This window comes from Halomicrococcus pelagicus, from assembly GCF_050954125.1.
Genome location: NZ_JBPBWC010000018.1, coordinates 1 through 25,230 on the forward strand (window position 1 = coordinate 1; position 25,230 = coordinate 25,230).

The 25,230-nt window shown below is 53.8% G+C and carries 17 protein-coding genes and 1 pseudogene; 13 read left to right on the top strand and 5 right to left on the bottom strand.

Going from position 1 to position 25,230, the window contains the following annotated elements; translation table 11 throughout:
- The coding region (locus tag ACRYA2_RS21630) for a DUF7344 domain-containing protein (RefSeq protein WP_433632969.1) at positions 1-339 on the top strand (339 nt) is incomplete at its 5' end.
- 173 nt (positions 340-512) lie between these two features.
- Here the strand turns inward: ACRYA2_RS21630 and ACRYA2_RS21635 are convergent.
- Complete coding sequence (locus tag ACRYA2_RS21635; protein WP_433632971.1) at positions 513-887, bottom strand: CBS domain-containing protein; 375 nt, start codon at positions 885-887, stop codon at positions 513-515.
- A 257-nt stretch (positions 888-1,144) separates the two neighbouring features.
- Between ACRYA2_RS21635 and ACRYA2_RS21640 the strand changes: the two genes are divergently transcribed.
- Positions 1,145-2,002, top strand: a complete 858-nt coding sequence (locus ACRYA2_RS21640; RefSeq protein ID WP_433632973.1) for a universal stress protein — start codon at positions 1,145-1,147, stop codon at positions 2,000-2,002.
- 434 nt (positions 2,003-2,436) lie between these two features.
- Here ACRYA2_RS21640 and ACRYA2_RS21645 read toward each other — a convergent pair whose 3' ends face one another.
- Positions 2,437-2,901, bottom strand: a complete 465-nt coding sequence (locus tag ACRYA2_RS21645) for an ester cyclase (RefSeq protein ID WP_433632975.1) — start codon at positions 2,899-2,901, stop codon at positions 2,437-2,439.
- A 1,160-nt stretch (positions 2,902-4,061) separates the two neighbouring features.
- Here ACRYA2_RS21645 and ACRYA2_RS21650 point away from each other — a divergent pair.
- The 6 genes from ACRYA2_RS21650 (at position 4,062) to ACRYA2_RS21675 (ending at position 13,351) form a co-directional block, all read left to right on the top strand.
- Positions 4,062-7,805, top strand: a complete 3,744-nt coding sequence (locus tag ACRYA2_RS21650) for an MMPL family transporter (RefSeq protein ID WP_433632977.1) — start codon at positions 4,062-4,064, stop codon at positions 7,803-7,805.
- On the top strand, positions 7,798-8,571 hold the full coding sequence (locus ACRYA2_RS21655; RefSeq protein WP_433632979.1) for a TrmB family transcriptional regulator: 774 nt from the start codon (positions 7,798-7,800) through the stop codon (positions 8,569-8,571). Before ACRYA2_RS21650 ends, ACRYA2_RS21655 begins: the two co-directional genes overlap by 8 nt.
- Before the next feature lie 558 nt (positions 8,572-9,129).
- Positions 9,130-9,369 (top strand): antitoxin VapB family protein, encoded by a 240-nt coding sequence (locus ACRYA2_RS21660; protein WP_433632981.1) that lies wholly within the window; start codon positions 9,130-9,132, stop codon positions 9,367-9,369.
- Positions 9,366-9,740: a PIN domain-containing protein gene (locus ACRYA2_RS21665; RefSeq protein WP_433632983.1), complete on the top strand. Its 375-nt coding sequence runs from the start codon at positions 9,366-9,368 to the stop codon at positions 9,738-9,740. Before ACRYA2_RS21660 ends, ACRYA2_RS21665 begins: the two co-directional genes overlap by 4 nt.
- A gap of 301 nt (positions 9,741-10,041) precedes the next feature.
- Positions 10,042-11,352 carry an RNA-guided endonuclease InsQ/TnpB family protein gene (locus tag ACRYA2_RS21670; RefSeq protein WP_433632985.1) on the top strand — a complete coding sequence of 437 codons (1,311 nt, stop codon included), beginning with the start codon at positions 10,042-10,044 and terminating at the stop codon, positions 11,350-11,352.
- Between the two features lie 928 nt (positions 11,353-12,280).
- Positions 12,281-13,351, top strand: a complete 1,071-nt coding sequence (locus ACRYA2_RS21675; RefSeq protein WP_433632987.1) for an ROK family protein — start codon at positions 12,281-12,283, stop codon at positions 13,349-13,351.
- Between the two features lie 147 nt (positions 13,352-13,498).
- On the opposite strand, the pseudogene ACRYA2_RS21680 reads toward ACRYA2_RS21675, so the two are convergent.
- A pseudogene (locus tag ACRYA2_RS21680) lies at positions 13,499-13,730 on the bottom strand (antitoxin VapB family protein).
- Positions 13,731-13,897: 167 nt separating this feature from the next.
- Here ACRYA2_RS21680 and ACRYA2_RS21685 point away from each other — a divergent pair.
- The 4 genes from ACRYA2_RS21685 (at position 13,898) to ACRYA2_RS21700 (ending at position 19,126) form a co-directional block, all read left to right on the top strand.
- Positions 13,898-14,233, top strand: a complete 336-nt coding sequence (locus ACRYA2_RS21685) for a hypothetical protein (RefSeq protein ID WP_433632989.1) — start codon at positions 13,898-13,900, stop codon at positions 14,231-14,233.
- A gap of 63 nt (positions 14,234-14,296) precedes the next feature.
- Positions 14,297-16,135, top strand: a complete 1,839-nt coding sequence (locus ACRYA2_RS21690) for a hypothetical protein (RefSeq protein WP_433632991.1) — start codon at positions 14,297-14,299, stop codon at positions 16,133-16,135.
- A gap of 25 nt (positions 16,136-16,160) precedes the next feature.
- A complete protein-coding gene (locus ACRYA2_RS21695) occupies positions 16,161-17,693 on the top strand; it encodes a TrbL/VirB6 family protein (protein ID WP_433632993.1) in 1,533 nt (510 codons plus the stop codon).
- 188 nt (positions 17,694-17,881) lie between these two features.
- Positions 17,882-19,126 (top strand): ATP-binding protein, encoded by a 1,245-nt coding sequence (locus tag ACRYA2_RS21700; RefSeq protein ID WP_433632995.1) that lies wholly within the window; start codon positions 17,882-17,884, stop codon positions 19,124-19,126.
- A gap of 603 nt (positions 19,127-19,729) precedes the next feature.
- Here ACRYA2_RS21700 and ACRYA2_RS21705 read toward each other — a convergent pair.
- Positions 19,730-21,004, bottom strand: coding sequence for an LVIVD repeat-containing protein (locus ACRYA2_RS21705; protein ID WP_433632997.1), 1,275 nt, complete (start codon positions 21,002-21,004; stop codon positions 19,730-19,732).
- A gap of 615 nt (positions 21,005-21,619) precedes the next feature.
- Complete coding sequence (locus tag ACRYA2_RS21710) at positions 21,620-23,344, bottom strand: multicopper oxidase family protein (RefSeq protein ID WP_433632999.1); 1,725 nt, start codon at positions 23,342-23,344, stop codon at positions 21,620-21,622.
- A 546-nt stretch (positions 23,345-23,890) separates the two neighbouring features.
- Here ACRYA2_RS21710 and ACRYA2_RS21715 point away from each other — a divergent pair.
- On the top strand, positions 23,891-25,225 hold the full coding sequence (locus ACRYA2_RS21715; RefSeq protein WP_433633001.1) for an ABC transporter substrate-binding protein: 1,335 nt from the start codon (positions 23,891-23,893) through the stop codon (positions 25,223-25,225).
- Positions 25,226-25,230 lie beyond the last annotated feature (5 nt).

Here is a 25,230-nt window from a genome sequence, read left to right on the forward strand (position 1 = left end):
TTTGATTCGGTCCTCAGTCTGTGTCGAAACCAGCATCGTCGAATCGTGCTTGCGTTGCTCACAGAAGAACAGCGGTCATTGACGCTGACTGACCTCATAAAGACCATTCTCACGTACAATCATCAGACGCCAATTGCAGAGGCGTCTGAGGACGTGATAACAGAGGTTCGCCGCTCGCTTCATCACGTCCACCTCCCAAAGTTGGCCTCGGCAGGACTCATCAACTATGATCCAGAACGACAGCTCGTAGAACCAACCGAGCAACTCGACCAGGTGCAGCCAACCCTGTCTCCGATCTTCGATGCCGACCCCACACTCGAAGCGCCAATAGAACTATAGTGTCGATCACCGCTCTCCATTCTCGTCCAGCACGAGATCGTTCCATCGAGGAAACGAAGACGACGACCAATACACATCCGTACAACGCGGCTCATGGAATCCGGCCACCGGATTTCGAATAACGTAGGCATCAAGCTTCCCACTCGGGTGGGTACAGATGGCCTATTTTTTGGTCATGAGAGGTGGGCGGTGACGTCGGTCGAAGAGATCATGCCGACGTAGTCGTCGTCGACGACGGGGAGGTGTTTGATTCCATAAGTGGTCATCATGGCGGCGACTTCCTCCATGTAGAGGTCTGATGTGGCGGTCTCGACGCCGGTTGTCATGACGTCGGCAACCTGTAGTTCTGAGGTCTCGTGTCCGTCGGCGACGACTTCAATCACGTCTGTACTGCTGATGATTGCTCGGGGCGTGTGCGGAACGACCAGCGCACTGATGTCTTCGTCGCGCATCCGCTGGGCGGCTTCCATGAGTGTCGCGTCTTTTGAAATCGTCTTCAGCGGCGTTGACATTACGTCTTCGACGGTTGTTCTGTCATCAGAGCTCATACCCCCGTCCATGCATTCAGTCATTATAAAGAACAAGGAGAATTCCTGTGTCTTTGGGCGCGGAATAAATATAGAAACTTAATGATGTTTTGGCCTACCGTAAACGGCCGTGTGGACATAATTTTACAGTTTACCGAGCCATATTGAAAACAATGTACTATAGCAAGCGAATACGGTCACAAATTGTCCAGTAATTGGGGAAGATTCCCAGAATGATTGAAGCAGTAGCATGCCCAATCTCTACTTGGGGGAGTTCGATGTACGATACAATTCTTCTTCCAACGGATGGAAGGGATACGTCAAATCCGGTGATTGAACATGGAATCGAGCTTGCGCGTAAGTTTGGAGCAACTATCCATGTTCTCTATACTATTGAAATGCCATATTTAGAATATGTGGATGATGATGAATGGAATCGCTCGATCAAGAAGTCTTTAAGAAAGGACGGAATCAAAGCGACTGAGGACATTGCTAACCGGGCGCGTGAGTATAGCCTTGAAGTGGTTACGGCGATTGAGACTGGACTTCCGTTCCAAGTTATCAGTGAGTACACTACCACCCACGGTATCGATCTCATCACTTTGGGAACTGCTGGAACGAGCGCCAAGTCACGCGTAATAGGAAGTACGGCGAAGAAAGTCGTTCGATTGGCTGAAGAGCCTGTGCTAACAGTTCGGACATCAGAAACAGTGCCATCGACCGACTACAAAAAGATCATTCTTGCGACCGACGGCACCCCAGGGTCGCAGCGCGCAATTGGTGAGTGTGCAATCCTCGCCGAGAAATATGATGCATCGGTGCAGATTGTCTCTGTGATCGACATCGATAAAATCCAGTCCGAGTCATTTATCGATAGTCTGGAAGAAACTGGCCGGCGGATCTGTGAGGACGCGATGGAACAGCTTTCGGCGGCCGGCATCCACGCGACGAGTCACATTCTCTGGGGGAGACCAGCCGACCGAATACTGACGTATGCAGACGAGCAGGATGCCGACCTGATTGTTCTGGGGACGCATGGCCGCTCGGGCTGGGAGCTGTTTGTGTTAGGAAGTGTCGCTGAGGCAGTGCTAAGCCGGACAGCGATTCCGGTACTGACAGCACGCAATATGGGGTGAGACGGCCGTGTTACTATCTCAGGCAGTAAGGGCAGTTTCACTTGAGTGGTCCACGGCGGCAGCTCCGCCGTTGAATTTCATGAATTTATCTGGAGGAGCTGAAATGCAGGCGCTAAGCTCCTGTTCCCAATAGAGCAACCGATGCAGTCAGCAGTTTGTGCTGCCGCTTGTGCTGCCGGCGGACGCCGAGCTACTTAGGAGGCCACATCATGTGTCTCGTCGCTCACAGCTCCCGTCTCCTTTTCTCTCACGCAGTACCCAACAGCACTCCCCACCCGATTTGCACTCTCGGACGACTGCTCCATACTGTAGTAACGGCGAAATTACAGTAAACGAGTCGGCTTTCGACTCGCTACCGCTATAATTCGAGAAAATACCTTCGGTGGGGCTTGCTCCGTTCGTTTCTGGTTGTTGGTGTCGATGACTGCTATTGGTCAGTCGTCGGCCGACATCTCCGGGGCGAAGAGATCCTCCGGGAGTTCGCCGGCCTGCGTGAGCATGTCAAGCATGTTGATCTCCTGCCATGATTCGGCAAGCTTGCCGTCCTCAAATCGACTGATCTCAATTCCTGTCATCGTCACCTCCTCGTTCGAGGGTTGTACGTTCCCCATCTCGCCGACATGGGTGCCCGTCATCGACCAACGTCCGATGACGTAGTCGTCCGCCGAAATGGTCTGCTGGATATCGATTGTTGCGTCCTCGAAGACGTCGGTGCCCATCTCAACCATCTCTCGATAGCCTTCCCGGCCGCCTGACCACTCAGCATCGTCTGGCATCGATGGGTCGTGGAGGACGTAATCCTCAGCGATAAGATCGTCAACGGCGTCGAAGTTCCGCTTCTCCCAGATCTCTTCGTTGATTCGCCTGTAAACGCTCTCGTTGGTTTCGGCTGTTGTCATAATGGTTCTCCGTCCCCGTGCTGTGACGGGTGCTACATGGAAGACGCGCTACTCGATAGTAATGAGCCAGTTTGCCCAGTGCAACTCCGTCTTACCGCCGACAACGTGTCGGCACTGTTATGTTACCTGTTCGGTCATCACAAGCAAACCACCTAGCCTTACTATCGTGATTGCAACTGTTTCGACGAAACTTCCCAACCTCGCGTGCTACGAATAGCGGCTACCTCTTCTGTGAAGTACCTCGGGGACAAGCCCCGAGGCTTCACCGTTTTGTCACATTCCGGGGGTCTTCACAGACCTGTAGATGAATCCTGACAATGAACAATCAAGACGCCTCCTCTCGTCGTTGTGTAGGCCGGCAATGACCTGATGTTGGCTGACGATACGTCCGACCCAGAGAATTGCTTGCATCAGGCGCTTATCGATTCCGATCGGAATCGCTGCAAATCCCTGTTGCCACCATACTCTTATCACGGACTGTCGTACCCGATCTGAGGGCGGAGGGAATATGTATCGACGACAATCACGGCCAAAGTCAGCCCCGGAGACGAACAACCAACAGCGGCGAGGGCACCAGAGGATCACTGATATTGACATCACGAAGCCGACGCTCACGTGGCTACAATGCCCGCAGCCTCACCAGCCGATTTCCATTCAGGACGATGACCGCGTACTGAACAGCAGGTTTAATCCACAGTTAGACTGCTGGGAAATACTGCTTCTCGTAATGCCACAAGAGGAGCGCGAAACTGGCAAGTAATCCACTGGGGCTCGGGGAACTGATAGTTCCCGTTGATGATCGGCTCGCACGGCTGTAGAGCCGGGCGAAATAGTGTCCTCCCTCTGGAGTGTATAGGAAGTGCTTCTGGTCGGGTAGTGAGATTGGATGAATGAACGAGGCTTAATTCTCTCACGCTACCAGTGGTAGCAGTACAAACTCATGGGGTGCTAGAGGGACAGGATACTCACTAACGTTATAGCGCAGTTTTGTTCTCGAGATTATCGCTGGTGATTGGTGAATGGTGATGAACAAAGTATATACGTATTCTGTGTGTAGGCTTCTAACAACAGGATTGTGAGTATGATGCTACAGACAGAGTCAAGATACGACAGGAGGTGGCTCGAGAGTGTCATTATCGGATAGGCTTGGTGAGGGAATCATGAAGCATAGTCGGGTGCTGATTGCAGCGCTCCTGATCTTTTCAGCCGTCCTTGGATCAGGTGCGTCGATGGTTGGGCAATCATCGTCGCTAGACTCGTTCCAGAGTGATACTAGTGATGCAGCCCAGGCCCAAGAATATATTCGAGAGAATTTCTCAACAGGGTCAAATAATACAACAAGCGCTCAAGTGATTGTCCGCGGTGATAATGTTCTTTCTAAGCAGTCACTGAAGAACCAAATTAAACTACAGCAAGAGCTAAGAAATAATAAATCTGTTAATAGGACACTCGCAAACGAATCGCCAACAATCGGCGTTGCAAATATTCTTGCGACGACTCTCTACCGATTAGACAAGGCGGACGACCTCAAAGCCCGAGGGAAAAATCTCCAGCAACGGCGCGAGAATCTAACCGAATGGGGGCAAACGCTTCAAAACCGGTCCCAGGAGTTGAATGAAAGTAAGAAGGAGCTCCAACAGCGCAGCGAGCAGCTCAAAGAACGAGGGCAAGAAATCAAAGCACGAGGAGAAAAGCTCCAACAGCGGTCAAACGAGCTCAATCAAAGTAGACAAGAGCTCCAGCAACGAAGTGCAGAGCTCGAGCAGCGTGCACAGGAACTCAAGGAACGCAGTCAACAGTTACAGCAGCGATCGCAAGAGCTGAACGAGAGCAAAGCAACGCTTCAAAAACGGGCTCAGGACCTGCAAGAGCGCGGGCAGGCACTTAACGAAAGTCGAGCGGAACTTGAGCAACGCGCGCAACAACTGGAGCAGCGAGCCCAAGAACTCAATCAGAGCAGGGCAGAGCTTGCACAACGGCGGGCTGAGCTGCAAGAGCGTGCAGCGGAGCTGAATGAAACGAAACAGGAGCTTGCGGCGCGCGCTGAAAAGCTGGAACAGCGGCGGGCCACAGTTGAAGAGGCGCGCGAGAATGGGTCGCTGAGTGATTTTCAGTACATACAGCGTCTCGCCGTGCTTCGTGGGGAGCAGGCCCAGTTAGAGAATGCACGAGCGCAGCTCACAAACAACTCAACGAGGCTCAAGCAGGATCGGAAGGAACTAGCCCAGGATGCACAACAGCTGCAAGAGCGTGCAGCGGAGCTCAAAGCAGATCAAGCAGAGCTCGAACAGCAATCCGAGCAGCTCACGGAACGAGCCCAGCAGCTCAGAGCAGAGCGAGCGCAATTGGAGAACAAGTCGGCGGAACTAGAACAACGGGGTCAAGAGCTAGAGCAAGCCTTCCAGGAGCTTCGAGAGGATCGACAGGAGCTGCAGGAAGCTCAAGCAGCTCTCGAAAAGCGGTCACAGCGGCTTAAAGAACGGAGCGAAGAGCTGCAGAATGATTCCCAGCAGCTTCAAGAAGACAAAGCAGACCTCCAGGCTGCACAGACAGAGTTGCAGAATCGGTCGGAGCAGCTGCAAGAGCGAGGGCAGAAGCTTCAACAGCAGTTTGACGCGTTCAAAGAAGCGCAACAAGAGCTGAAAGCGGATGGAGAGAAATTAAAGGAGAGACAGCAGGCGCTTCGAAACGAGTCGGATCTTACGTTAGCAGAGCAGGTTGAGATTCTAGATTCGCATAATCAGACGGAGATCGACAACGCCACTAGCACTGTGCTTGGGGAGAATGCTAGTGTCGGTGGCTCCGGTAGTGGAGAGGGTGGGGCTGGTGCGTTCGCGTTCATGCCGACGAGTTACGAAGCAGGGAGCACTGACGCGAACGCGACGATGATTCTTATCTCGCAACGGACGAGTGGTAGCGGTGGCGGCGGGGGTCCACAGGGGTCGGCTAGCGACCGGCTCGTTAACTCTCAACTCGCCATGCAGACGATTGCTAATGAGCAGTTCAATGGCGAGAATTCGAGGGCCCTTGTCTTCGGGAGTGGGATCGTCGCCGACGAAACCCAACGGTCGATGACGGATAGTGTTCTCATTGTGGGACCGCTTGCAATTATCTTTGTTCTTGGTGTCTTGATCTTCGCGTACCGAGATCTCTTAGACATCGTTTTGGGGCTGTTTGGTATCGTGCTCGTCCTGATCTGGACGTTTGGCTTTATGGGCTGGGCAGGTATCAACTTCAACCAGATCTTTATCGCTGTCCCCGTTCTGTTGATCGGGCTATCAATTGACTATGCTATCCATGTCTTCATGCGTCATCGTGAGGAGCGACAGCGCACTGAAGGCGTCACGGAGTCGATGAAAGTCACGCTCTCGAGTCTTGGTATTGCGCTTATTCTTGTGACTGTCACTGCCGTCATCGGGTTCCTTTCGAATCTTGTCAGTGATGTTCCGCCGATTCGGCAGTTCGGCATCGTAAGTTCTGTCGGAATCACGGCGGCGTTGCTCATTTTCGGTATCTTGATTCCAGCGCTGAAAACGGAGCTAGACGGATTCCTGGAAGGTCGCGGCTGGGATCGTCAGAAGCGTGCCTTCGGAACTGGTGGTGGCCGGCTTGGCTCGCTTCTTGCAGGTGGTGCAACGGCGGCGCGGAAGGCACCGCGAGTGGTGTTAGTGATTGCTGTGGTGCTTACTCTGCTGGGTGGAGTGGGTGCAACGCAGGTTGATACGAGTTTCTCGCAAGAAGACTTCCTTGCAGATGATCCGTCCGGTGTCTGGGAGGACCTTCCGGAGCCGTTTGCGCCGGGAGATTATTCTGTGAAGGCTTCGATGACGTATCTGAATAATAACTTCCTCCGACAAGACTCGAACGCGGAGTTGCTGATCCGCGGCGATATCACTGACCCACAGACATTGGAGACTGTCGAGAGAGCAGAGCAAGTAGCAGCAAAGAAGGATTCGACGGTTGTTCTCTCGAGTGGTGAGGCGGATATTCAGAGTCCGCTGTCGGTGATGCAGTCGGTTGCAAGTGAGAATGCGTCGTTCAAACAGACGTTCGAGCAGGCAGATACGAATGGCGACAATGTCCCGGATCAGAATCTCGAAGCAGTCTATGAGAAACTGTTCACTGTTGCTCCGGAAGAAGCAAAGGGTGTGATTCATCGGACGGAAGACGGTGAATACAGGGCGATTCATATGACGGTCTCTGTAAAAGGAAGTGCGAGCGACGGCGCGATCACCACTCAGATGCGGTCCGTTGCTGATACGGTTGAGCAAAAGAGTGATCTCACTGCAGTTGCGACCGGGCAGTCGATTATCTTCAAGATTGTCCAAGATCAGCTGCTCAACTCTGTCATTCAGAGTCTTCTTATCACGCTTGGAGCGACCTTTGTTTTCTTGATGGTTGTCTACTACTTCCTTCACGGAAGTGCGACACTTGGGTTCGTTACCATGCTGCCAGTAGCGTTCAGTGTGACGTGGATTCTTGGAACGATGTTTGTGCTTGGAATTCCGTTCAACGTGATCACTGGGCTTATTACAAGTCTGACTGTTGGGCTGGGCATTGCCTACAGTATTCACTTGAGTGAGCGGTATATCCACGAACTGCAGGCGCAAGGGACGATCTGGGAAGCGATGCGGAAGAGTGTCACCGGTACTGGTGGGGCACTCCTTGGGAGTGCTGCAACTACTGTCGGCGGATTTGGTGTGCTTGTGTTCGCTATTCTTCCGCCATTGAAGCAATTCGGTATCATTACAGGGCTCACGATTATCTATTCGTTCCTGGCGAGTGTATTCGTCCTGCCGAGCCTCCTCGTACTCTGGACACGCTATCTTGGACCTGGCGGTGAAGTGAAAACGGGATCGGAAGCGCAGTCGACAATGGATGACGTGAGTACGACCGATGACTAAAGAGACTGAATCCGATGCGGTGGCCGCGCTCCAGCAGCTCGGCCTCTCTAAGTATGAGGCACAGGTTTTTAGCGCGCTGCAGCGGATTGGAAAAGGAACGGCAAGCGAGATCGGAGAGGTAAGTGATGTTCCTCGGTCACAGGTGTATGGAACGGCTGAAAGCCTGGAAAAACGAGGACTCGTAGATATTCAGCAAGCGAAGCCGAAACAGTTCCGTGCTGTTGGACTTGCTGAAGCCCGGTCTATTCTTCAGACGCAACTTGAGCGAGAACAAGATCGGGCATTTGAAGCCCTCAATGAACTCCAACAGGAATCGATTCGTGAAACTGAAACACAGGAAGATGTGTGGAGAATTGAGGGCCAAGAAACGATCACTAATCGGATGGTTCAGCTGGTCACTGATGCAGAGAACCGCCTGATCTTTGGCGCTCGTGATCCCTGGCTGATCGATAACGCACTGCGAGAATCACTCCAGGAAGCGAATGAAGCAGGCGTCGATGTCACGATCACAAGCGCTAACCCGGACGTTTGTGGTATATTTGAAGATATGGATGGTATCTCTGTCGCTGCTCTTCCCTCTGATTTAGATGAAGCAGAGCGAAGCGGACGGGTCCTTATTGTGGATTCAGATATTGTCCTGCTAAGCGTGCTTGAACCCGAAGATAACTCCGATGTCCATCACGAAGTGGCAATCTGGAGTGATGGAACCGGGTTTGCTAGTGTCTTTATTGGCTTACTCAAAAGTAGACTCTCCAATTCTTTCTGATCTCCTATAATAATCAATATGAAATCTCTCTGTCATATTTCAGTGGCGAGATGGCACTACCACCCTGGATATTAATATAATTTTAATTATATGACTGGCGTCGAGCAACGAGACGCCCAAAGAGGAGTCCGATCTGACCAGTAGTTAGTAGAATATACTAACAAGTGCAACTTCCAATGACGAATAGGATGGCAGTGCTAGTGACCTCCTCCCCGTTGTAAACGACGGGGCTTCCCACAAGCCGAAGCCCGCTGAGTTGGGAACTTACATTTGCACACCGACGGGGTGCTGGCGGGGCCACGCCGCCGTTATCCCTATCCGGCAGTGGGGTCGTGGTTCTGCCCTGCTGACTCAGGAGTATCTTGGTTGTTTTGCGTCGGTCAGCACCCAGTACGCCCACCGACCACGTAAATCCATCGTGCGGCGATTCACGCCCGCCGTGAACGGCGGGATTCTCTCGCCTCAAGAAGATAGAGTACGTAGCTGGTGAGGTGGCGAGCGTCGTTCGGTTTTGCGAGCAGCAGAAGATTGAGGCTTTCGGCTGTATACGCTGTATACATGGGGACAAAAACTGTTCGGATCGAGGATGACGTCTATGAGCTGATCCGATCGAAAAAACGCGAGGATGAAACGTTCTCGGAAGCAATTGAGCGCCTAGTTGGTGGTGGCTCACTGCTTGATCTCTACGGGGCGGGCAACGAGGAGGATGTCGAGAACATGCGAGAGGCGATCGATGAAACGAAGGAAGAGACTCGTGGGCAGGTTGACGAACTCCGTGACCGAGCCCAGACCGAATGATCGTCGATACGTCCTATATTCTTGACCTTTTAGACGGAGATCAATCAGCGTTCGAGAAGGGCCAGCAGCTTACCGAAGCAAACATCTCGTTGAAGGTGCCGACGATGACGATCGTGGAGTTGTTTGTCGGGTATGGAGCGACTGAGAATGAGGAAGAAGCGCGCCATGTTGAAAACGCTATTCTCGGCCATCCAATTCTCCCCTTAGACGAGACTATCGCTCAAAAAGCTGGCTGGATCGCCGGCCAGACAGGCCTTGATTACGGTGATGCCTCGATCGGTGCAACCGCAGTACACTTCGATGAGCCGGTGCTAACTGCGAACGTCGCGGATTTTGAGCAAATTGATGGCGTCAGTATTGAAACGTATTGAACCAGTTGACGCCTGCTGTTACCGAGTGAGGGGGACAAACGCCTGAACCCCGGACCGTGGACTCTCTATCTGTGCCGTACAGGCGACTGCAGGGGAGCGGCATCACGTGGCGGTTGCGGTGGCGATGTGGATGCGTGGCGTGTTATAAAAAGCAAGGAGAATACCTGCGCCTTGAGGCGCGGGATGAATCCGACAACCCATTCCACAGTCCACCGTCGATAGCAAGGCCGGATATTCCACCGCCTCTCAATCCGGATATTTACAAGAGAAGCGAGGATAAGTGGTTACACAGACGTTCAAAATGCTGGAAGTCCACCGCACCCATCGGGCGAAAATCCGCAACCATTCACAGGTAGCGGACTCGCTCGACAGGCACGGGTGGAGTGCCAGTAAGCTGTGGAATGTCGCCAACTATCATTCCCGGCAAGTCTGGGAGGAGACGGGCGAGATTCCCGACCATGAGGAATTGAAAGACGAGTTGAAGATCTATTCCAAGTACAAGGGACTGCACTCGCAGTCCAGTCAGCGGGTTCTGGAGGAACTCGCTGAAGCCTTCAATTCGTGGTACTCCTCAGACGATAATCGGGACAATTCGCCCGGCTACCGCAAAGAAAACTACTACGACTCAGAAGGCCGCCGCGTCCACGAAGAACACCCGCGTTCCACCGTGACGTGGAAGCAAAACGGTATCCACCACGACACCAAAAACAACCGCGTCAGACTCTCCAAGGGAGCAAACCACAAGGAACACCCGAAAGCGTGGGAATACATCCTTGTCGAGTACGAGACACGTCCCGGTATCGAGGTTGAGAATCTGCAACAGGCTCGCGCCGTCTACGACCAGCAGAAGGGGCGGTGGGAACTGCATCTCGTCTGCAAAGACGAGATCGAGACGCCCACCGCACCCGGCAACGAGACAGCAGGCATCGACCTCGGCATCAGCAACTTCGCCGCCGTCGCCTACAGCACCGAAGACGCCGACCTGTATCCCGGCAACCGACTCAAACAGGACGGCTACTACTTCCCGAAAGAAATCGCCAACTGCGATGACAGCGGTGAACGGGCCACTCGCCTCCACCACAAGTGGAGCGAACGACGCACACACTTCTTCCACTCGTTAGCGAAGCACATCGTCCAACGGTGGGTTGAGAAGGGTGTTGGCCGTATCAACGTCGGGGACTTGGAGGGAGTCCGCGAGGACAAGGACGGCAAGTCGAAGAACTGGGGCAAACACGGAAACCTTGACCTGCATGGATGGGCATTCGACCGTTTCACCAACATCCTCCAATACAAGGCGAAAGTCAAGGGTATCGAGGTTGTGGAAGTGTCCGAACGAGACACGAGCAAGACGTGTTGTGTCTGCGGTAAGGAGGACGACAATCAGCGTGTCGAACGCGGTCTGTACGTCTGCGCGGAGTGCGATGCGGCGTTCAACGCGGACGTGAATGGGGCGGAGAACATCCGTCTTGACCTGAACGAAAGTAACTCCGAGTCCTCCGGGCAGTTGTCCAGGGATAGGAGTACCGGCTGGTTGGCACAGCCCGGAGTCTACCTTCACGACTTGTCCTGCGGATTCCAACCGCAGGAACAAGTGGTAGGCTCCAAACCCTAATCTCCTAACCTCGGGATTCCTCCGCCTGAAGGCGGAGGAGGATGTCAATGGGAGCTGATGCTCGATGCTGGGCCAGCTCTGTCGGCCAGTATCCTTGCCGATTTGTCGAGGATACCGATTACGACCGGTGAGTCCTGCGGAAGAAATAGCGGGCCGTGGACGCCGCTAGTCCCGTGAAGCACGTGCTGGGTTCTTGAGGATGCGCCCGATAATTTCGTCTAGATTCGGCGCACTTCTGTCGCCGTCACGGTGGCTTTCTGGGAATGGTGGTTTCTTCGTCATCGATAATCTCTCCTCCGCTACTAGCTAGCGACTCACAAGGCAAAAATAATGGGTTTTCTTTCAGATCAGGAATGGTTGGAAAGTGCCATTAGTCGTGTTTGGGAGCTATAGGACCGGTGGGATTCGCAAATCCGTCGGAGGAGGCGGCCTTGATACACGCACCGAAAGAACGTGGCAGGCCGTCAACGCCAGCACGGACGAGAGGATGGCAGGTCCTATTTGAGTAGCCGTGAAGTACCACGGGGCGTGTCCCCGTGGCGTCGCCGTTTTGGCGGTCGGCCCAGAAACGGGCCGTCTGGCCGCAGGCGAATTGAATTGAATTGAATTCCTCTCGGACTTCTCGTACTGGATTGTCTGGAAGTCACACCCGAACACACGGTGTGTCCGTGAGGATCGGCCGCGCCACCACGGCCCGATGGCGTCCGTCGCACCACGCCGAAGACGTGGGTGTTGCGAGAGCTACAGTCTGTCGCAACTGTGCACAGGTGCGACGAATCATGGTCTGTAACTCGACCAACTGTCCGCCTCAGTACGATGGAATGGACGATAACGCTTCCGCGATTCACCCTCGGGGTCACACCCCGAGGCACTCTCGCTGTACTACTGTAGAGGGTGAAGACATACCGTGAATTGCTGACTTGGAACAATGCCGGTGGTCGAAATAGTACGTATGACTAATAGAAATCTCTCGGACTCGCCAATAACCATTATCGGTAGCATAATAATAATACTACCCAGTGAACGCTGTATTGTGAGCGCTGCACCTGCAGTCGCGGTCATCGATATTGGGAGCACTCGGATTCGGTATGGTCCAGCGACTCGTGAGGGACCCGTAGCGGTTGAGACCGAACGTACTGAACCGATGGCGTTGACGACACAAGTCGTCGATATTGTCGAGCGTCTTCGCACGCAATTCGCTGGTACAATCCGGCACGTTTCCGTCTCGACGACAGGGTTAGTTGATTCCGAGCAGGGTGTTATCAAAGAGTTTGATACAGTGGACGGCGAAACGATCCACGAAATTCCGATCGCGTTCGCTATGACAGATGCCTTGGGTCTCCCGACAACCGTCGAAAACGACTGCACTGCAGCCACTATCGGGGAAGACGTCTTCGGAGCAGGCCACCAATTCGATACTGTTGTCCACGTCACGTTTGGGACCGGAATCGGAGGCGGTGTTGTCACCGATGGCTCCCCAATTCGAGGTGAACAAGGGTACGCAGCAGAAGTCGGTCTCATTCCAATTGTCGCCGATGACGATGTATCGAGTACTGGTGTTCGTGGCGCTTGGGAAGCATACTGCTCTGGGCGTGGTATCCCACAGTTCACGCGTCACCGTCTCGCTACAGACGATCGGTCTTCGACGCTCCGCTCGACGGAGAACCTTTCTGCCGCCGATGTGTTCGCGGCCGCTGACGCAGGTGACGCATTTGCACAGTCCATATTGGAACGCCTTGCTCAGTACAACGCCGCTGGCATCGGTGCGATTGCAAATACGTACAATCCCGGAATCATCACGCTCGGTGGGTCGGTTGCACTCCAGAATCCTGACTGGATTCTGGACGGAATCCACCGCCACTTGGATGACTACGTTCTTGCTGATCCACCAACCGTTCAGCTCACGAGCTTGGGTGAGGACATCGAACTGTACGGTGGGGCAGCGGCTTTCTTTGGTGCAAAGCAGAGCGCACCTGTGATGGAGCAGCGTAATGACTGAAACAGCTTCGTCAGCGGCTCACCATGGCGAATGCCATGGCCTCGAGGCCGTGGTAGTGTCTTGAAACCTGAAACGGCCAGCAGGCCCGGGAATTCCCTGCCGGGATTCCACGAACTAAAGCCCGTGGAGGGGGTCAAGTATCCTTGATCATTCGTCACGATGTAAGTCCGAATCGAGGCGTTCACGGCGATTACGAGAGTGTTCCCGTCCCCTCTTCGAGTTTCTCGACTTCTTTGTCGGAGAGCGTGCTCGTCACCTCCTTCCATAAGCGTTCACCCGCAATCCGCATGCCGACCTCCGAGAATGCCTCTCCTTCCCGCTTGTGAGCCTTAAGGCGTTCGCAGGCCTCCTCATCGAGGGAGATTGTTTTCGTCGCCATCTCAACACGCAGCTGTGTAGGGTGATCTGATTGTCTCATTGCGCAACTCGAGACTCTAGAACTTATCTTCCTACTTCAATATATAGAAAAAGCTGTCTTTCACATAAAAAATATAGTTCAATCTCGTAATCTAAGGATTTTTGTGGCGGTCAATAGTAGGCACAAGCATGCGTCATCGTCACAAACTCACACAGGCCATGGCTGTCATGATTGCATTCTGTGCAAGTGCTGGCGTCGCGGCCGCTCAGCAAAGCGAAATCAATAACTCGCTCACTCAAATCGAGGAGTTCGTCGCAACCACACTCGGCCAGGTCGGCGTGATCGTCTTCCTCATCGGCGCCGCCGTCTGGTTCGTCTCCCGCCGGAGCGCCGATCGCGCCCAATGGGGCTGGCGTGGCATGTGGGGCGGCGCTGGCATGATCGTCCTCTCAGTCAGCTACAACGTATTCGTCAACCTCTTCGAGAACCTCGCCCCCGGACTGATCGTCCCCGCCCTCCCCTAACCAATACACTCGGAGTGACCCGCGCGTAATCCCCGCCCCACTCACTCCCCTCACATCGCCGCTATGAGAGTCAGTCGCCTCCCCGCCGGCCTGTTACTCATTGCCCTCCTCGCGCTCCCCCTCGGAAGCGCACTCACGCCACCCGTCACTGACGCGCCCGACGGGGCGACACGCCTCTTCGTCTCCGACGACCGTGACCCGAACGCTGGAGCGATACCGCCATTCGTGCTCTCAGAGATCGATGACGTTGTCCAGACAGAGGATTCCACCATGGCGAACGTCAGTCGGATGCGTGATTTCTACTATGCGACGACACAGCCGCCGTATCGCGTCGGCCCGGCAAACCAGACGCTCAGCGAGTATCGCCGCGCACAGCTCCGCTCGATCCACCGCAACGAGTCGACGAGCCTGTGGCTCCCGGATTCACAGCGCTCGAACGGCACCGTCGTTACAGACGCCCATATCACGCTGCTCGGAACACTGGAGGGAACGCACACTCGTCTCGGAACAGCCGGCGAAACTCGATCTGAAACTGGGAGTGAGCTGCTGTTGATTCCCCGTACCGGCACAGTCATAACGCATCTCGATTATTCGACGCGGCTCCCGAACCGCACGTGTACCGTCGCTGGCGACACCAAGACATGTCGCAACTACACGCTCCTCGACCAGCGCGTCAATCGAACAGTGCAAATCGGCTCGCAGACATGGTCCAGCAACTCGGAGACGCCGCAACAGCTCGAGTATGCCGGGGCGACCGCCACCGAACCAGCGACGATGCAGGTCCGCGCAACGATCAACACGACGGTCGCTGTCCAGACATCAACGTACGTCCGTGGGCGGGATGGCTGGCAGCTGTCGAATACAAGTACCAACGAGACGCTCACACTCTCGCATACAGTCCAAGACACGGCCCGCGTCGTCATTACGACGAATCAAAACCTCAGCGTCACTCAGACGGTCGTCCGCTCCGAGGATGGCATTGATCGGATTATCCTCCGGTTCGAGGGGCCGCAGACGCTGTCTGACCGGCGACTCTGGAGCTATGCGCGATTCCAGGATTCGACAGGCCGTGTCGAGAATATCTGGGGTGTCTATTCGCAGCGCCAGTACGCCAACGCGACACGCGGCTATCGCCTCCGTAATAGGCTGAACACCACACTCTCACCCTCTACTACTATCACGAACCGACCCAATCGAACGCGTACACGGCAGTCGACAGTCACAGGGACTCACGATCAGACCGTCTCATTCCCGAACGTTCTTGAACTGCAACTCGCCGCTCGGAGCCGCCAGCCCACGCTTCGATGGACAGGGAAGAGGGGTGTCGTATCCGCGCCTAAAATCAGTAGGACACGGGGCTTCAATCTGTCAGCGACTCCAGCGCCGCTCGACCGGCATGTGAATCTCACCTCCGTCCCGCCCCGTGGGTACAGGACGATCGTCGTTACCAACGTCGACCAGCCAATCACGGCGGTCCATGATATCCATAATGATTCGATTCCAGTGCGGACACAGACTGTTCGTGAGCGAAACGCGACGCTGTCCACCAAGACGCTCAACGAGACGCACGCGCGAATCCAGCTCACCGACACTGCCACTGGCCATCCACTCGCAGGTCGTACGCTCTGGCTCAGTGGCGCCGCAACGGGGCGGGTGACGACGAACGCTGACGGCGTTGCTATCGTCGAGCGGCGTGACCTCTACGTCACTGCCTCGTTCTCGGGCTCGACCAACGTCTCTGAGAGTGCCTACTACGGGTCGGCACAGACGCAAGTCGTGTTCCAGCCGGAACCGTTCAACATCTACCAGCTGCTCAGGAGTCTTGCTGGTGCCCTCGTCTCAATTGCAGCGTTTTTCGTCTTTTTCCTGCCGTTCGCGTACATGCGACGGCGGAAGAGTTAGAAATCGTGAAGAACTTACTTAGGGAATGCCAACAATACTCATACAACTCCCGCGCTCAGCAAGAATAATCGTCCAGCAAACGATGACTGGGATACGACTCCACATTCCGCTCGCCGCCGTCCAGGACAGCCTTGATGCCGTCCCACCAGCAACCAGACAGATGGGTGGCACAATACTGGCCGTCGACGGAACCACGACCCCGCTTGCCATCGTCTTCACCGACTGGATTGCGAACTTCTTCACCTACATCCTCACCGGGATCCTCAGCTTCATCGGCGAACTCATCGCCAACGGCCTCCGCACGTTCATCATCTTCGACAGCCCCTACACGGACCCGACGATGCAGTCCGCCTTCCAGCACAACCTCGACATCTTCCCACAGCTCCTCGTGATCATGGTCATGGCGGGCGTTGCAACGAAACCGTTCGCCGACCAGCGCGAGGTGACGACCTTCATGCTCGCCTGGAAAGCACTGAAAGCGATCATCTTTGTCGCCGTCGCCCGCCAAATCATGCATTTCGGCTTATTGTTGACCAACGCGATTATCCGCCACATCTTCACTGCCGAGTATGGAGCTGCGTTTGGACCCCGAGTACTCAAGTCCAGTCTCGACGGCGCGGCAGCCTCAGGTGCCGGCGTCACCATCGGTGCGCTCATCCTCAGTATGGTGTCTGTCGCTGGGATTCTGCTAGCACTCGGCGTATTCGTCCTACGGGAGTTCCTGTTTAACGCGACGTTCATTCTCTTACCCGTGCTTGGAGCGATGCTCTATCTGGACTTCGGACCGCTCCAGTACACGTCGGAGATCGCAAAGACAGCGCTCCGTGCGACCGCCTATATGCTGCTCGCAGGCATCGTGATGGCTGGTCTCCTCCAGACTGGTGCAGCGACCGCCGGCGCGTATACAGATATGACCGGCCAAGCAGCGACCGCCGCTCAGGGCCAGCAAGCCGCCGGTGATCCCGGATTCGGAGAAGTCCTCGAAGCGTACCTCTTCTGGCTCATCGGCCTGGTCGCGCCCGCTCTCGTCGGGATTAAATCAGCAGCGATGGCCGGGCTATCGCCTCGGCGGCTCTCCGGTCGACAGGGAGCGAAAAGCAAATCGAGTTCACAGAGTTCCTCGACCGGGCAGTCGAGCCAGAAGTCGACGCGTACTGCCCTGATGGAACAGGCAAGGCACGGGGGAGCAGGTGTTGACAGATGGGTGACCGGCGGAAGAGGCGGTGCCGCTGCTAAAAAAGCCGGGATTACCGCGACGAAAACGAAAGGCGCGGTTGGAAGTGCAGCTACGAACCTCCTTTCGGAAAAGAGAGTACAAGATGCCAAAAAAGGGGGTGAAGCATTCAAGAAAGGCGGGAAGCGAGCCGTCAAGGATGCAAAGTCTGGCACAGACTATGCTACGCGAAATCTTCACCAATCACCTGTAGATTGGGCTGAGGCAAGTCTCGAACGCTACCGTGAGAATCCCGTTGTCGATACCAGTGGGGAAACCAGTTCAAAACAAGGCGAGCTGAGTGATTGGACAGATAGTTCGGAGAGTAAAGACCAATCCAAATGAGTGTCAGCTTAACCAAACGCATGTACACGGAGAAATCTTGATCTGAGATGACCATGGATGGTCAAGAACACGCTACGTCCAATACTGCCGAACGAGGTAGAAACATCTTCCAAGCGGGGATTATTTTGTCCGTCTCAACGGCTGTATCTTCTGCATGTTACCTACTCGTCCCGCTAGGCGTGGTTCTAGTGGCTGGCGAACTGATGTCTTATATTGGTATGCTTGTTCCCGCACTTCTCAGCGTAGTTGCTATACCTCTCTCCCCACTAGCTATTGCTGTTATAATATTCACAGTCATTGACGCGGTATTCGGCGAAGATAACGAGGGGATTGACAAAGGATGGTCACTAGGAATTGTCATTGGAACCGTTATGCTGACTCTCGTTTGGTTTCTCCCTCTTTGGGAACACAACTGGCCCGTTCTTGCGAAGAAACTACGCCCATTTCGACTGTCTGCTCTGTTTGATGACTTCTGGCTAATGGGCTTCACTTGGCTCGTGTCTATCCCTATGATGGCATATGCTAATCTCAAAGCTGTAACCACTGATGACACCCGTTCCTCAATGGCGCAAGACAAACGACCTGTAAAGCCAAACCCACTTGAGGAATCAGAGGAACTAAACCAATCTACTAACAAGACAACCAACCATCGCGAGGAACCGACCTTTGAGAATACAGAATTTACCTATGAGTGGAGCCTGGCACCTGATACGCGGTTTGCAGATATCGGAGGGATGGGAGCACTGAAAACGGAGATTGAACGTTCCATCTTGAGACCACTTACCCGGATTGACGATGCGTACGAGCGGTTCGATGTCTCACCGCCGAATGGGATTCTCCTGTACGGTCCACCTGGGACCGGTAAGACCCTGTTTGCTCGTGCGATTGCTGGTGAACTCGGCCATCCGTATCTCGAACTGAGTGCTGGCGATATCAAATCTCGCTGGATCAACGAGTCGACCGAGCAGGTCAACCAGCTGTTCAACGAAGCCGCGCAGTTCGACCGCTGTGTCATCTTTATTGACGAAATCGACGCGTTACTTGCTGGGCGCGGGAATGACCTCCATCGTGAACACGCCCAAGTCGTTAACGAGTTCCTCGCCCACCTGGACGATGAGGACCCGAATTTCCTCGTGATTGCGGCGACGAACCGCCCCGATCTTCTCGATGAGGCCGCGACTCGTCGCGGACGGTTCGATCAGCAGTACGAACTCGGTCTTCCCGACAAGGACGCACGGAAGGCCATCTTCCGCGTACGACTCCGCGACCGCCCGACGGCGCTCGACGAAGCGGAATACCGGGAGTTGGCCGACCGCTCGGAGGGGCTCAGTAGCGCTGATATCGTGGGTATCGTCGACGACGCGGCAGTGTCTGCGGCCGAACGCAATGCAGAGGCGATTACAGCAGCGGATCTTTTCGAATCGTTTCCGTGAGTGTGTTTGCCGCGACTGTATGCTTCGCTACCATCTTTAGCTATGGCTATTGACATTTTCCGTTACTGCCGTGTTGTATGAGTTAAATGAGGTCCTTTGGATTCAAGACTAGGTCGGATAGTATAGTATACTAACCCAGGCGGTTATCATTCCTCGTTTCCGGGTGCGTATCCGTACCTCGGACTCGGTAGCCTGTGAAGCAGTATTACAGTTAACCAATCTTATGGGATCATCCCATGGCTAAAGCTGTGGGCGTTCTCCCTGCGCTACTGTGGTCATCTAGTGGGAGAGAAAAATACGTTTGGACGGTTTTGCTGCTTTGTATAGTTTTGCTAGTTTTTAGTGTTTGGAGATTTTTTATATCTTTTATGGTTCAGGTGGATTCATACTGTTCCTTAGGAATAAGAGTTTGAAACAAACTGTTATGACAAAAATACAGCAGGTACACTAAACCCACTTTAGACACCAGCTTGATCTCCGAAACTGCTCGGTGGTGTAGGGTTTTTACAACAATCCCTATCGCTGTGTGTTATTTTCGGCGGTACAGGGCGCTAATACCCCGTCGTTTACGGCGGGGATACAGCGCCCGTCATCGTCTTGTATCTATTTTTCGTCAATTCTTCTGAGGCCTGGATTTTCTGGACGGCCCGTTCCTGTGAACGAAGGCCCACGCTGTTCTCCGCTATCCGCGTGTAGGAAGACGAGGCCGCCACCGATGTCGCTGCCAATCGTGAATCCACGTTCGCGCACTGCCGTCCAGAACGACGTATCGTCGGTGGCATAGTGGCCGAGCTCCGCGGGATTCGCCGGGTCAGTGACATCGATAATCTGGACGCCGCCGTTGTACCATGACGCGTGAAGCCGGTTCTCTGTGACGTCGAAGTTGTGGGACGTCCGGAAGACGTCCAGATTCGGTGGTGAGATACGTGTGACCTGGCGCGGATTCTCGTAGTCTGACACGTCGAAGACTTTGATGCCGCCATAGTCGTCGTTGTCTGGGTTGTCGACGATATCGCCCGGGAACGTTTCTGCGCCCTGATAGACGTACTGACCGTCCGGCGAGGGCTGCACATAGTGCGCGTTTCCGGGGAGGGTCAGGTACCGCTCTATCGGGAATTCACCTGGATACGGCATGTCAGCGTTCGGTGCTGCCCCGAACTGCGAGACGGTTGTCGGGCTGCTCGGATCACTCACATCAGCAATAATCGTCCCTGCGTCCCAGAACGCCTGGTACAGGAGGTCGTCCTGGACGTAGATGTCATGACACGGGTTAACGCCCGCCATCGCGAACTCAGGGAAGTGATCCTTGAGCCGGTATTCGCCAACTTTCGCCGGATTTGCTGGATTCCTTACGTCGATGATCTCACAGCGCGCCTTGCTAAACGGTACCTCGCCGGATTCGTTGACGGTGAGATAGGCGTGATTTTCGGTGAGGAAGTTATTGTGGATCCCGTGGCCGACGTTGTAAAACCCGATTTCGCTGGGGTTGTGGGGATCGCTGATATCGACGAGTGTGATTCCTGGTCCACCGTTGCTAGCAAGACTGGCAAGGTCGCCGCTTACTTTGACATCCATGATGCCGCCGGCTGGATCATTGGCCTCGAGTCGTGCGACTTCCTCGGGTTGGCGTGGGTCTCGCCAGTCGACAACGGCCATCCCTGTGTAGGTGGCGACGTAGGCGTATCCGCCTTGGGCGACGGCTTCGTGTGCGCCATCAACGGCCGCTTCACTGAAGAGTCGCATCCTGCCGGTCGTTGTATTTGTGCCACCGTCGCTCCCATTTTTTGGGTGGGCGCTGGCGATGGACGACAGGCCAGTGATTGCTAGTGAGGACGATCCGAGAACTTTCAGTGTGCTTCGTCGGGTAAATTTACTCATTCTCTCGCTCCATACTATTCAATAACGTATAACCATTAAGTATTAACTAAATAATATTTTTATAATAATTTCTATACTAGGTTTTTGATGATGATGTTCGGACCTGGGCCCTGAGGAGCGGTCCGCTCACCATCAATGGTAGGAGCACTCCTACGGCCACGATCTTCGTGGAGGAACGATAGCCCAGCACCAATATCGCTGACAACAATGAACCACCGTGCCTGTACCGCCGTCCAGTACAACGACCCATCCGGATTATCAGACTCGCCTACGAAGAGTCTCCTCTTCCGGTCTCGCCGTAGGAATCGCTTTTACGGAAGTGCAAGGAGAAAGGCCCGCCGTTTACGGCGAGGATGAATCCGACAACCCCACCACAGACCACGTTCGATGTGCAGAACGGCTGTTTTAAGTCACCCAATCCCGTACTATTAGTCAACCGAGGCGGCCTGCCCGCCCACTTAATCGGACAATATCGGGATTCCCTGATTCCACTCAGAAAGCACCCTCTTTCTGTGGTGGGACTTCGGGGTGCAGTCAGCAAAAGTACCTCCGAATCCCCTGCCGGGATAGGAGTAACGGCTGGTTGGCACAGCCAGTAGCCGTCCAACGCGGTGGCTACAAACCGTAAACATCCCACCCCAGCGGTGCGGTGCCGTGGGAATCCTCGCCCTTCAGGGCGGGGAGGATGTCAACATTGTTCTCCTCTGAGTTGTCATCGCTCCCGGTTACAACTTCGAACGGACGCATCATTTCATGATCCTCGTGTTCTAGAATGTGACAATGAAAGGGGAATTTGCCGGTGAAATCACCGAATTTAACGAGAATTCTCACTGTCTCACCGGGATTCACCCGAACTACGTCCTTACCAACTTGTTCGTTCGGCGCCGGCTCTTTCGTACCATTTGGGCCACGCCCAATGACACTGAAGTCGACTAAATGCAGATGAATGGGATGGGTATGATGGGTCGTGTTTTCAAGTTCCCAAATCTCGGTTGTGTCGAGCTGCGGTTTGACAGTTGTCTCCTCGAAGAACCGTGAGTGATTAATTAAATGGAGCGGAAGCCCGTATTTGTCCATCGTCATACTGAGAACCATATGCCGCGTCGTGCGTGCGGCATTTTTGTTGATATCGGAGTTCGAAGGAAGGGCTAAGTCTACCGGATCGGCACTGGTGTCCGTAGGCTTCGTACTCGGATCTGCGACACGGATCTGGAACACTTCAGGGAGATCAATTCCCTCATTTTTGCCTCTGAAGGGGAATTCAGCGGTGTTAGTGACTGTGAATGTCTCGCCGGCATACTCCGAGAAATCAACAACGATGTCTGCACGTTCGAATGGGGAGAGAAGAAGTGACTTCAGGGTATGTTCCGGACCAAGGGGGACGACTGATTCTAAGAACCCATGGTCGGCCGCGAATTGGTACATTGTCGGGACAGCAGTCCCGGATTCATTCTTGAGGTGAAGATTGAATGTCCGGCCGTTCGCCTGATTGATACATCGGAAGCGGTAACGGCGAGGTTCGACCTCGAGATACGGCCAGACGGCTCCATTGACAACAGCCGTGTCGCCTGCGAAGTTCGCGACGAATGAATCAGGGTAGTAGAGTGACCCGTCTTCATTAAACGACCGATCCTGGAGCATAAGCGGGATTTCGTATTCGCCGCTGGGCAAGTTGAGATTCTCTTCTGTCTGACTTCGAATGAAGTAGAAACCTGCAAGTCCGGCGTAGACGTTGAGTCGACTAATCCCCAGTGCATGATCGTGGTATGTCGTTGTGCATCTGGACTGCCGGTTCGGGATATCGTGGACATGTGTGACGAATTCAGGGCCAGTAATCCCGTCGGGAGATTTCCACATCGTCGCTTGTCCATCACTGGCGTGCTCGATGTTGAGTCCATGAAAATGAGTGACTGTTCGAGCTTCTGGAACAGGACCATCGTATTGGGGATAGTCCTCGGGCTTTGTTCCCCGAATCCGTTCATCAACGTCGAAAAGGTGGTCTGAGGGCAGCTGACTATTATCATATCGTACTTTGAGTTGCTGGTTTCGACGCCCCTCGATTATCGGCCCGGGGAAGCTTCCGTCGAAGCCCCAAACTGTCGTGTCTGGTAGGTCTGGATGGAGATTTTGTGTGAACTCTGTTACTGATACCTCGTGGTATTCTGCTCCCTTTCGTTTTCCGTCTGGGTCTCGTACTGCTGGGATCGGTAAGGATTGTACGTATTTCTCAAGAACAGGAGATGATTGTGCGGTTGTCTTCCCGATACTGTGTGGGATGCTCCCTGCTACTCCTAGTGCCGTACCTGCTTTTAGCAGCCGTCGTCTTGTTATTTTACTCATTGTCCAGAAAAAATTTGTTATAAAATTTTATGAATAATTCTCTCTTGACTGGAGGTGCTGCCTTTGTTTCTGGCCAAATTCAGTCCGATCATTGTATCTATAATGGTTCTGCACCTAGCTATCCTGTTAGGATATAGTCTATTAATATTTTCGACCATACAAACAGATGTTAGATTCAGGCTACTTCAAATAGCGAATTTTTTCCTGAACAATCTCTGAACCTGGATAGCTAAAGAGAAATTGCTATAAATAACTAGATAACTTAGCGATAGGTTCCTCCATTCAGTGATATCGACTCTCCGCTTGAGGCTGCTAGTTTTTCGATGGAGATGAGTTTCAACCTATCTCTTTTATTGGTATATTATCAAATACTCCGATACTAATTGGCTAGTAGGAGACAGACTGAACAGGCATCTCTAGATAAACTTGGCGCTTACTTCCCGAACTATTATTACATTTCTTTAATTTTGAACCGTGATTTATGTGTTTGTCAAAATATTAATCCATCGAAAGAATTTACTACTGGACAACGTACCACGTTATCGTATGACAGACAAACAACTGTCGTCACGGCGTCGGTATCTCAAACTAGCCGGCTCGGCCAGCATCGTCAGCCTCGCCGGCTGCATGGGCAACAATGCCTCGAATAGTGGCGGCCAACAAACCACAACGACTGACACCAGTAGCAACAATCAATCCAACAACTCCAGCGGACAGGCGATTTCAATGGGTTCCATCATACCCATCACTGGATCACTGTCGGCATATGGAAGTGGCATGCAGAAAGCCGTCAACCTCGCAGCAAAGAACATCAACGACGCCGGCGGTCCACTCGGACGCAACATCAACGTTGTTAACAAGGACAGCCAGACGCAGCCATCCAAAGCAATCCAGAAGTACAGCTCGCTAGTGAACGAGAACAATATCGTCGGATTCGTCGGCGCAGCCTCGTCAGGCGTGTCAGTTCCAATTGCCCAGCGAGTTGCCAAAGATAAGGTGATGCAGGTCAGCCACGCCAGTACTACCCCTGCGCTGGCAGAGATCGGCTTCGGACAAGACGGACAGAAGCCCAAATACTTCGGCCGAACGGCCCCAAACGACGCCCAGCAGGGCATTGTCATGGGCCGCATCCTTAGTGACAAAAAGTACATCGGTGCAGACAAAGCCGCTTTCCTCTACGTCGACAATCCCTATGGCGAGGGGCTAGCACAAAAGGCGAAAAAGGCATTCAAGGGGCAGACCACTAACATGGTCGCTTATTCAAAGAAGGCGACCGACTACTCGTCAACGCTTGATAAGCTGTTCCAAGGGAATCCCGATGGTGTCGGCTTTGTCGGCTATCCAGGAAACGGGAAGACCATCTTGAAGCAGTGGGCGGAAGGTGGGTACGGCGGTAACTGGGTCCTCAGTGAGGGCCTTAACAGCAAGAAATTCTTGACAAATAACCGCAACATCACTGCAAATATGTACCTTGCCTCACCCTCTCCTGAATCCACAAAAGGCGCCAAAGAATTCGAGAAGATGATGGGTGAGAAGAACACGCTGTTTGCTCCACACGCCTACGACGCATTGTTCCTCCAGGCATTAGCTATCCAGAAAGCCGGGGAGGCCTCCGGAACAGCGATCGCGAAAAACATCCGTGACGTAAGTCGCCCTGACAGCGATGCCGACGTGACCGTGTCTGTCGGCCAGTTCAAGAAGGCCAAACAAGCATTGAAAAACGGCAAGACCATCAACTACGCCGGCGCATCCAGCCCCGTAAACCTCAACAAAGCGCTTGAACCGATCAACCGCTTCGCTATCTTGCGGGTTCCAGAGCAAGGCAAAGCCACCAAGACCTTAGAAGAGATCCCCCGCTCGTATTTCGAAGGGAAACTCTAGCGCTT

Bases quoted from the DNA above. Each gene is read 5' to 3' on its own strand.
- ACRYA2_RS21705 (WP_433632997.1), bottom strand. From the start codon at position 21,004: ATGAGTAAATTTACCCGACGAAGCACACTGAAAGTTCTCGGATCGTCC.
- ACRYA2_RS21635 (WP_433632971.1), bottom strand. From the start codon at position 887: ATGAGCTCTGATGACAGAACAACCGTCGAAGACGTAATGTCAACGCCG.
- ACRYA2_RS21675 (WP_433632987.1), top strand. From the start codon at position 12,281: ATGCCGGTGGTCGAAATAGTACGTATGACTAATAGAAATCTCTCGGAC.
- ACRYA2_RS21645 (WP_433632975.1), bottom strand. From the start codon at position 2,901: ATGACAACAGCCGAAACCAACGAGAGCGTTTACAGGCGAATCAACGAA.
- ACRYA2_RS21670 (WP_433632985.1), top strand. From the start codon at position 10,042: ATGCTGGAAGTCCACCGCACCCATCGGGCGAAAATCCGCAACCATTCA.
- ACRYA2_RS21685 (WP_433632989.1), top strand. From the start codon at position 13,898: ATGCGTCATCGTCACAAACTCACACAGGCCATGGCTGTCATGATTGCA.
- ACRYA2_RS21690 (WP_433632991.1), top strand. From the start codon at position 14,297: ATGAGAGTCAGTCGCCTCCCCGCCGGCCTGTTACTCATTGCCCTCCTC.
- ACRYA2_RS21655 (WP_433632979.1), top strand. From the start codon at position 7,798: ATGACTAAAGAGACTGAATCCGATGCGGTGGCCGCGCTCCAGCAGCTC.
- ACRYA2_RS21715 (WP_433633001.1), top strand. From the start codon at position 23,891: ATGACAGACAAACAACTGTCGTCACGGCGTCGGTATCTCAAACTAGCC.
- ACRYA2_RS21640 (WP_433632973.1), top strand. From the start codon at position 1,145: ATGTACGATACAATTCTTCTTCCAACGGATGGAAGGGATACGTCAAAT.
- ACRYA2_RS21660 (WP_433632981.1), top strand. From the start codon at position 9,130: ATGGGGACAAAAACTGTTCGGATCGAGGATGACGTCTATGAGCTGATC.
- ACRYA2_RS21650 (WP_433632977.1), top strand. From the start codon at position 4,062: ATGAAGCATAGTCGGGTGCTGATTGCAGCGCTCCTGATCTTTTCAGCC.
- ACRYA2_RS21710 (WP_433632999.1), bottom strand. From the start codon at position 23,344: ATGAGTAAAATAACAAGACGACGGCTGCTAAAAGCAGGTACGGCACTA.
- ACRYA2_RS21695 (WP_433632993.1), top strand. From the start codon at position 16,161: ATGCCAACAATACTCATACAACTCCCGCGCTCAGCAAGAATAATCGTC.
- ACRYA2_RS21665 (WP_433632983.1), top strand. From the start codon at position 9,366: ATGATCGTCGATACGTCCTATATTCTTGACCTTTTAGACGGAGATCAA.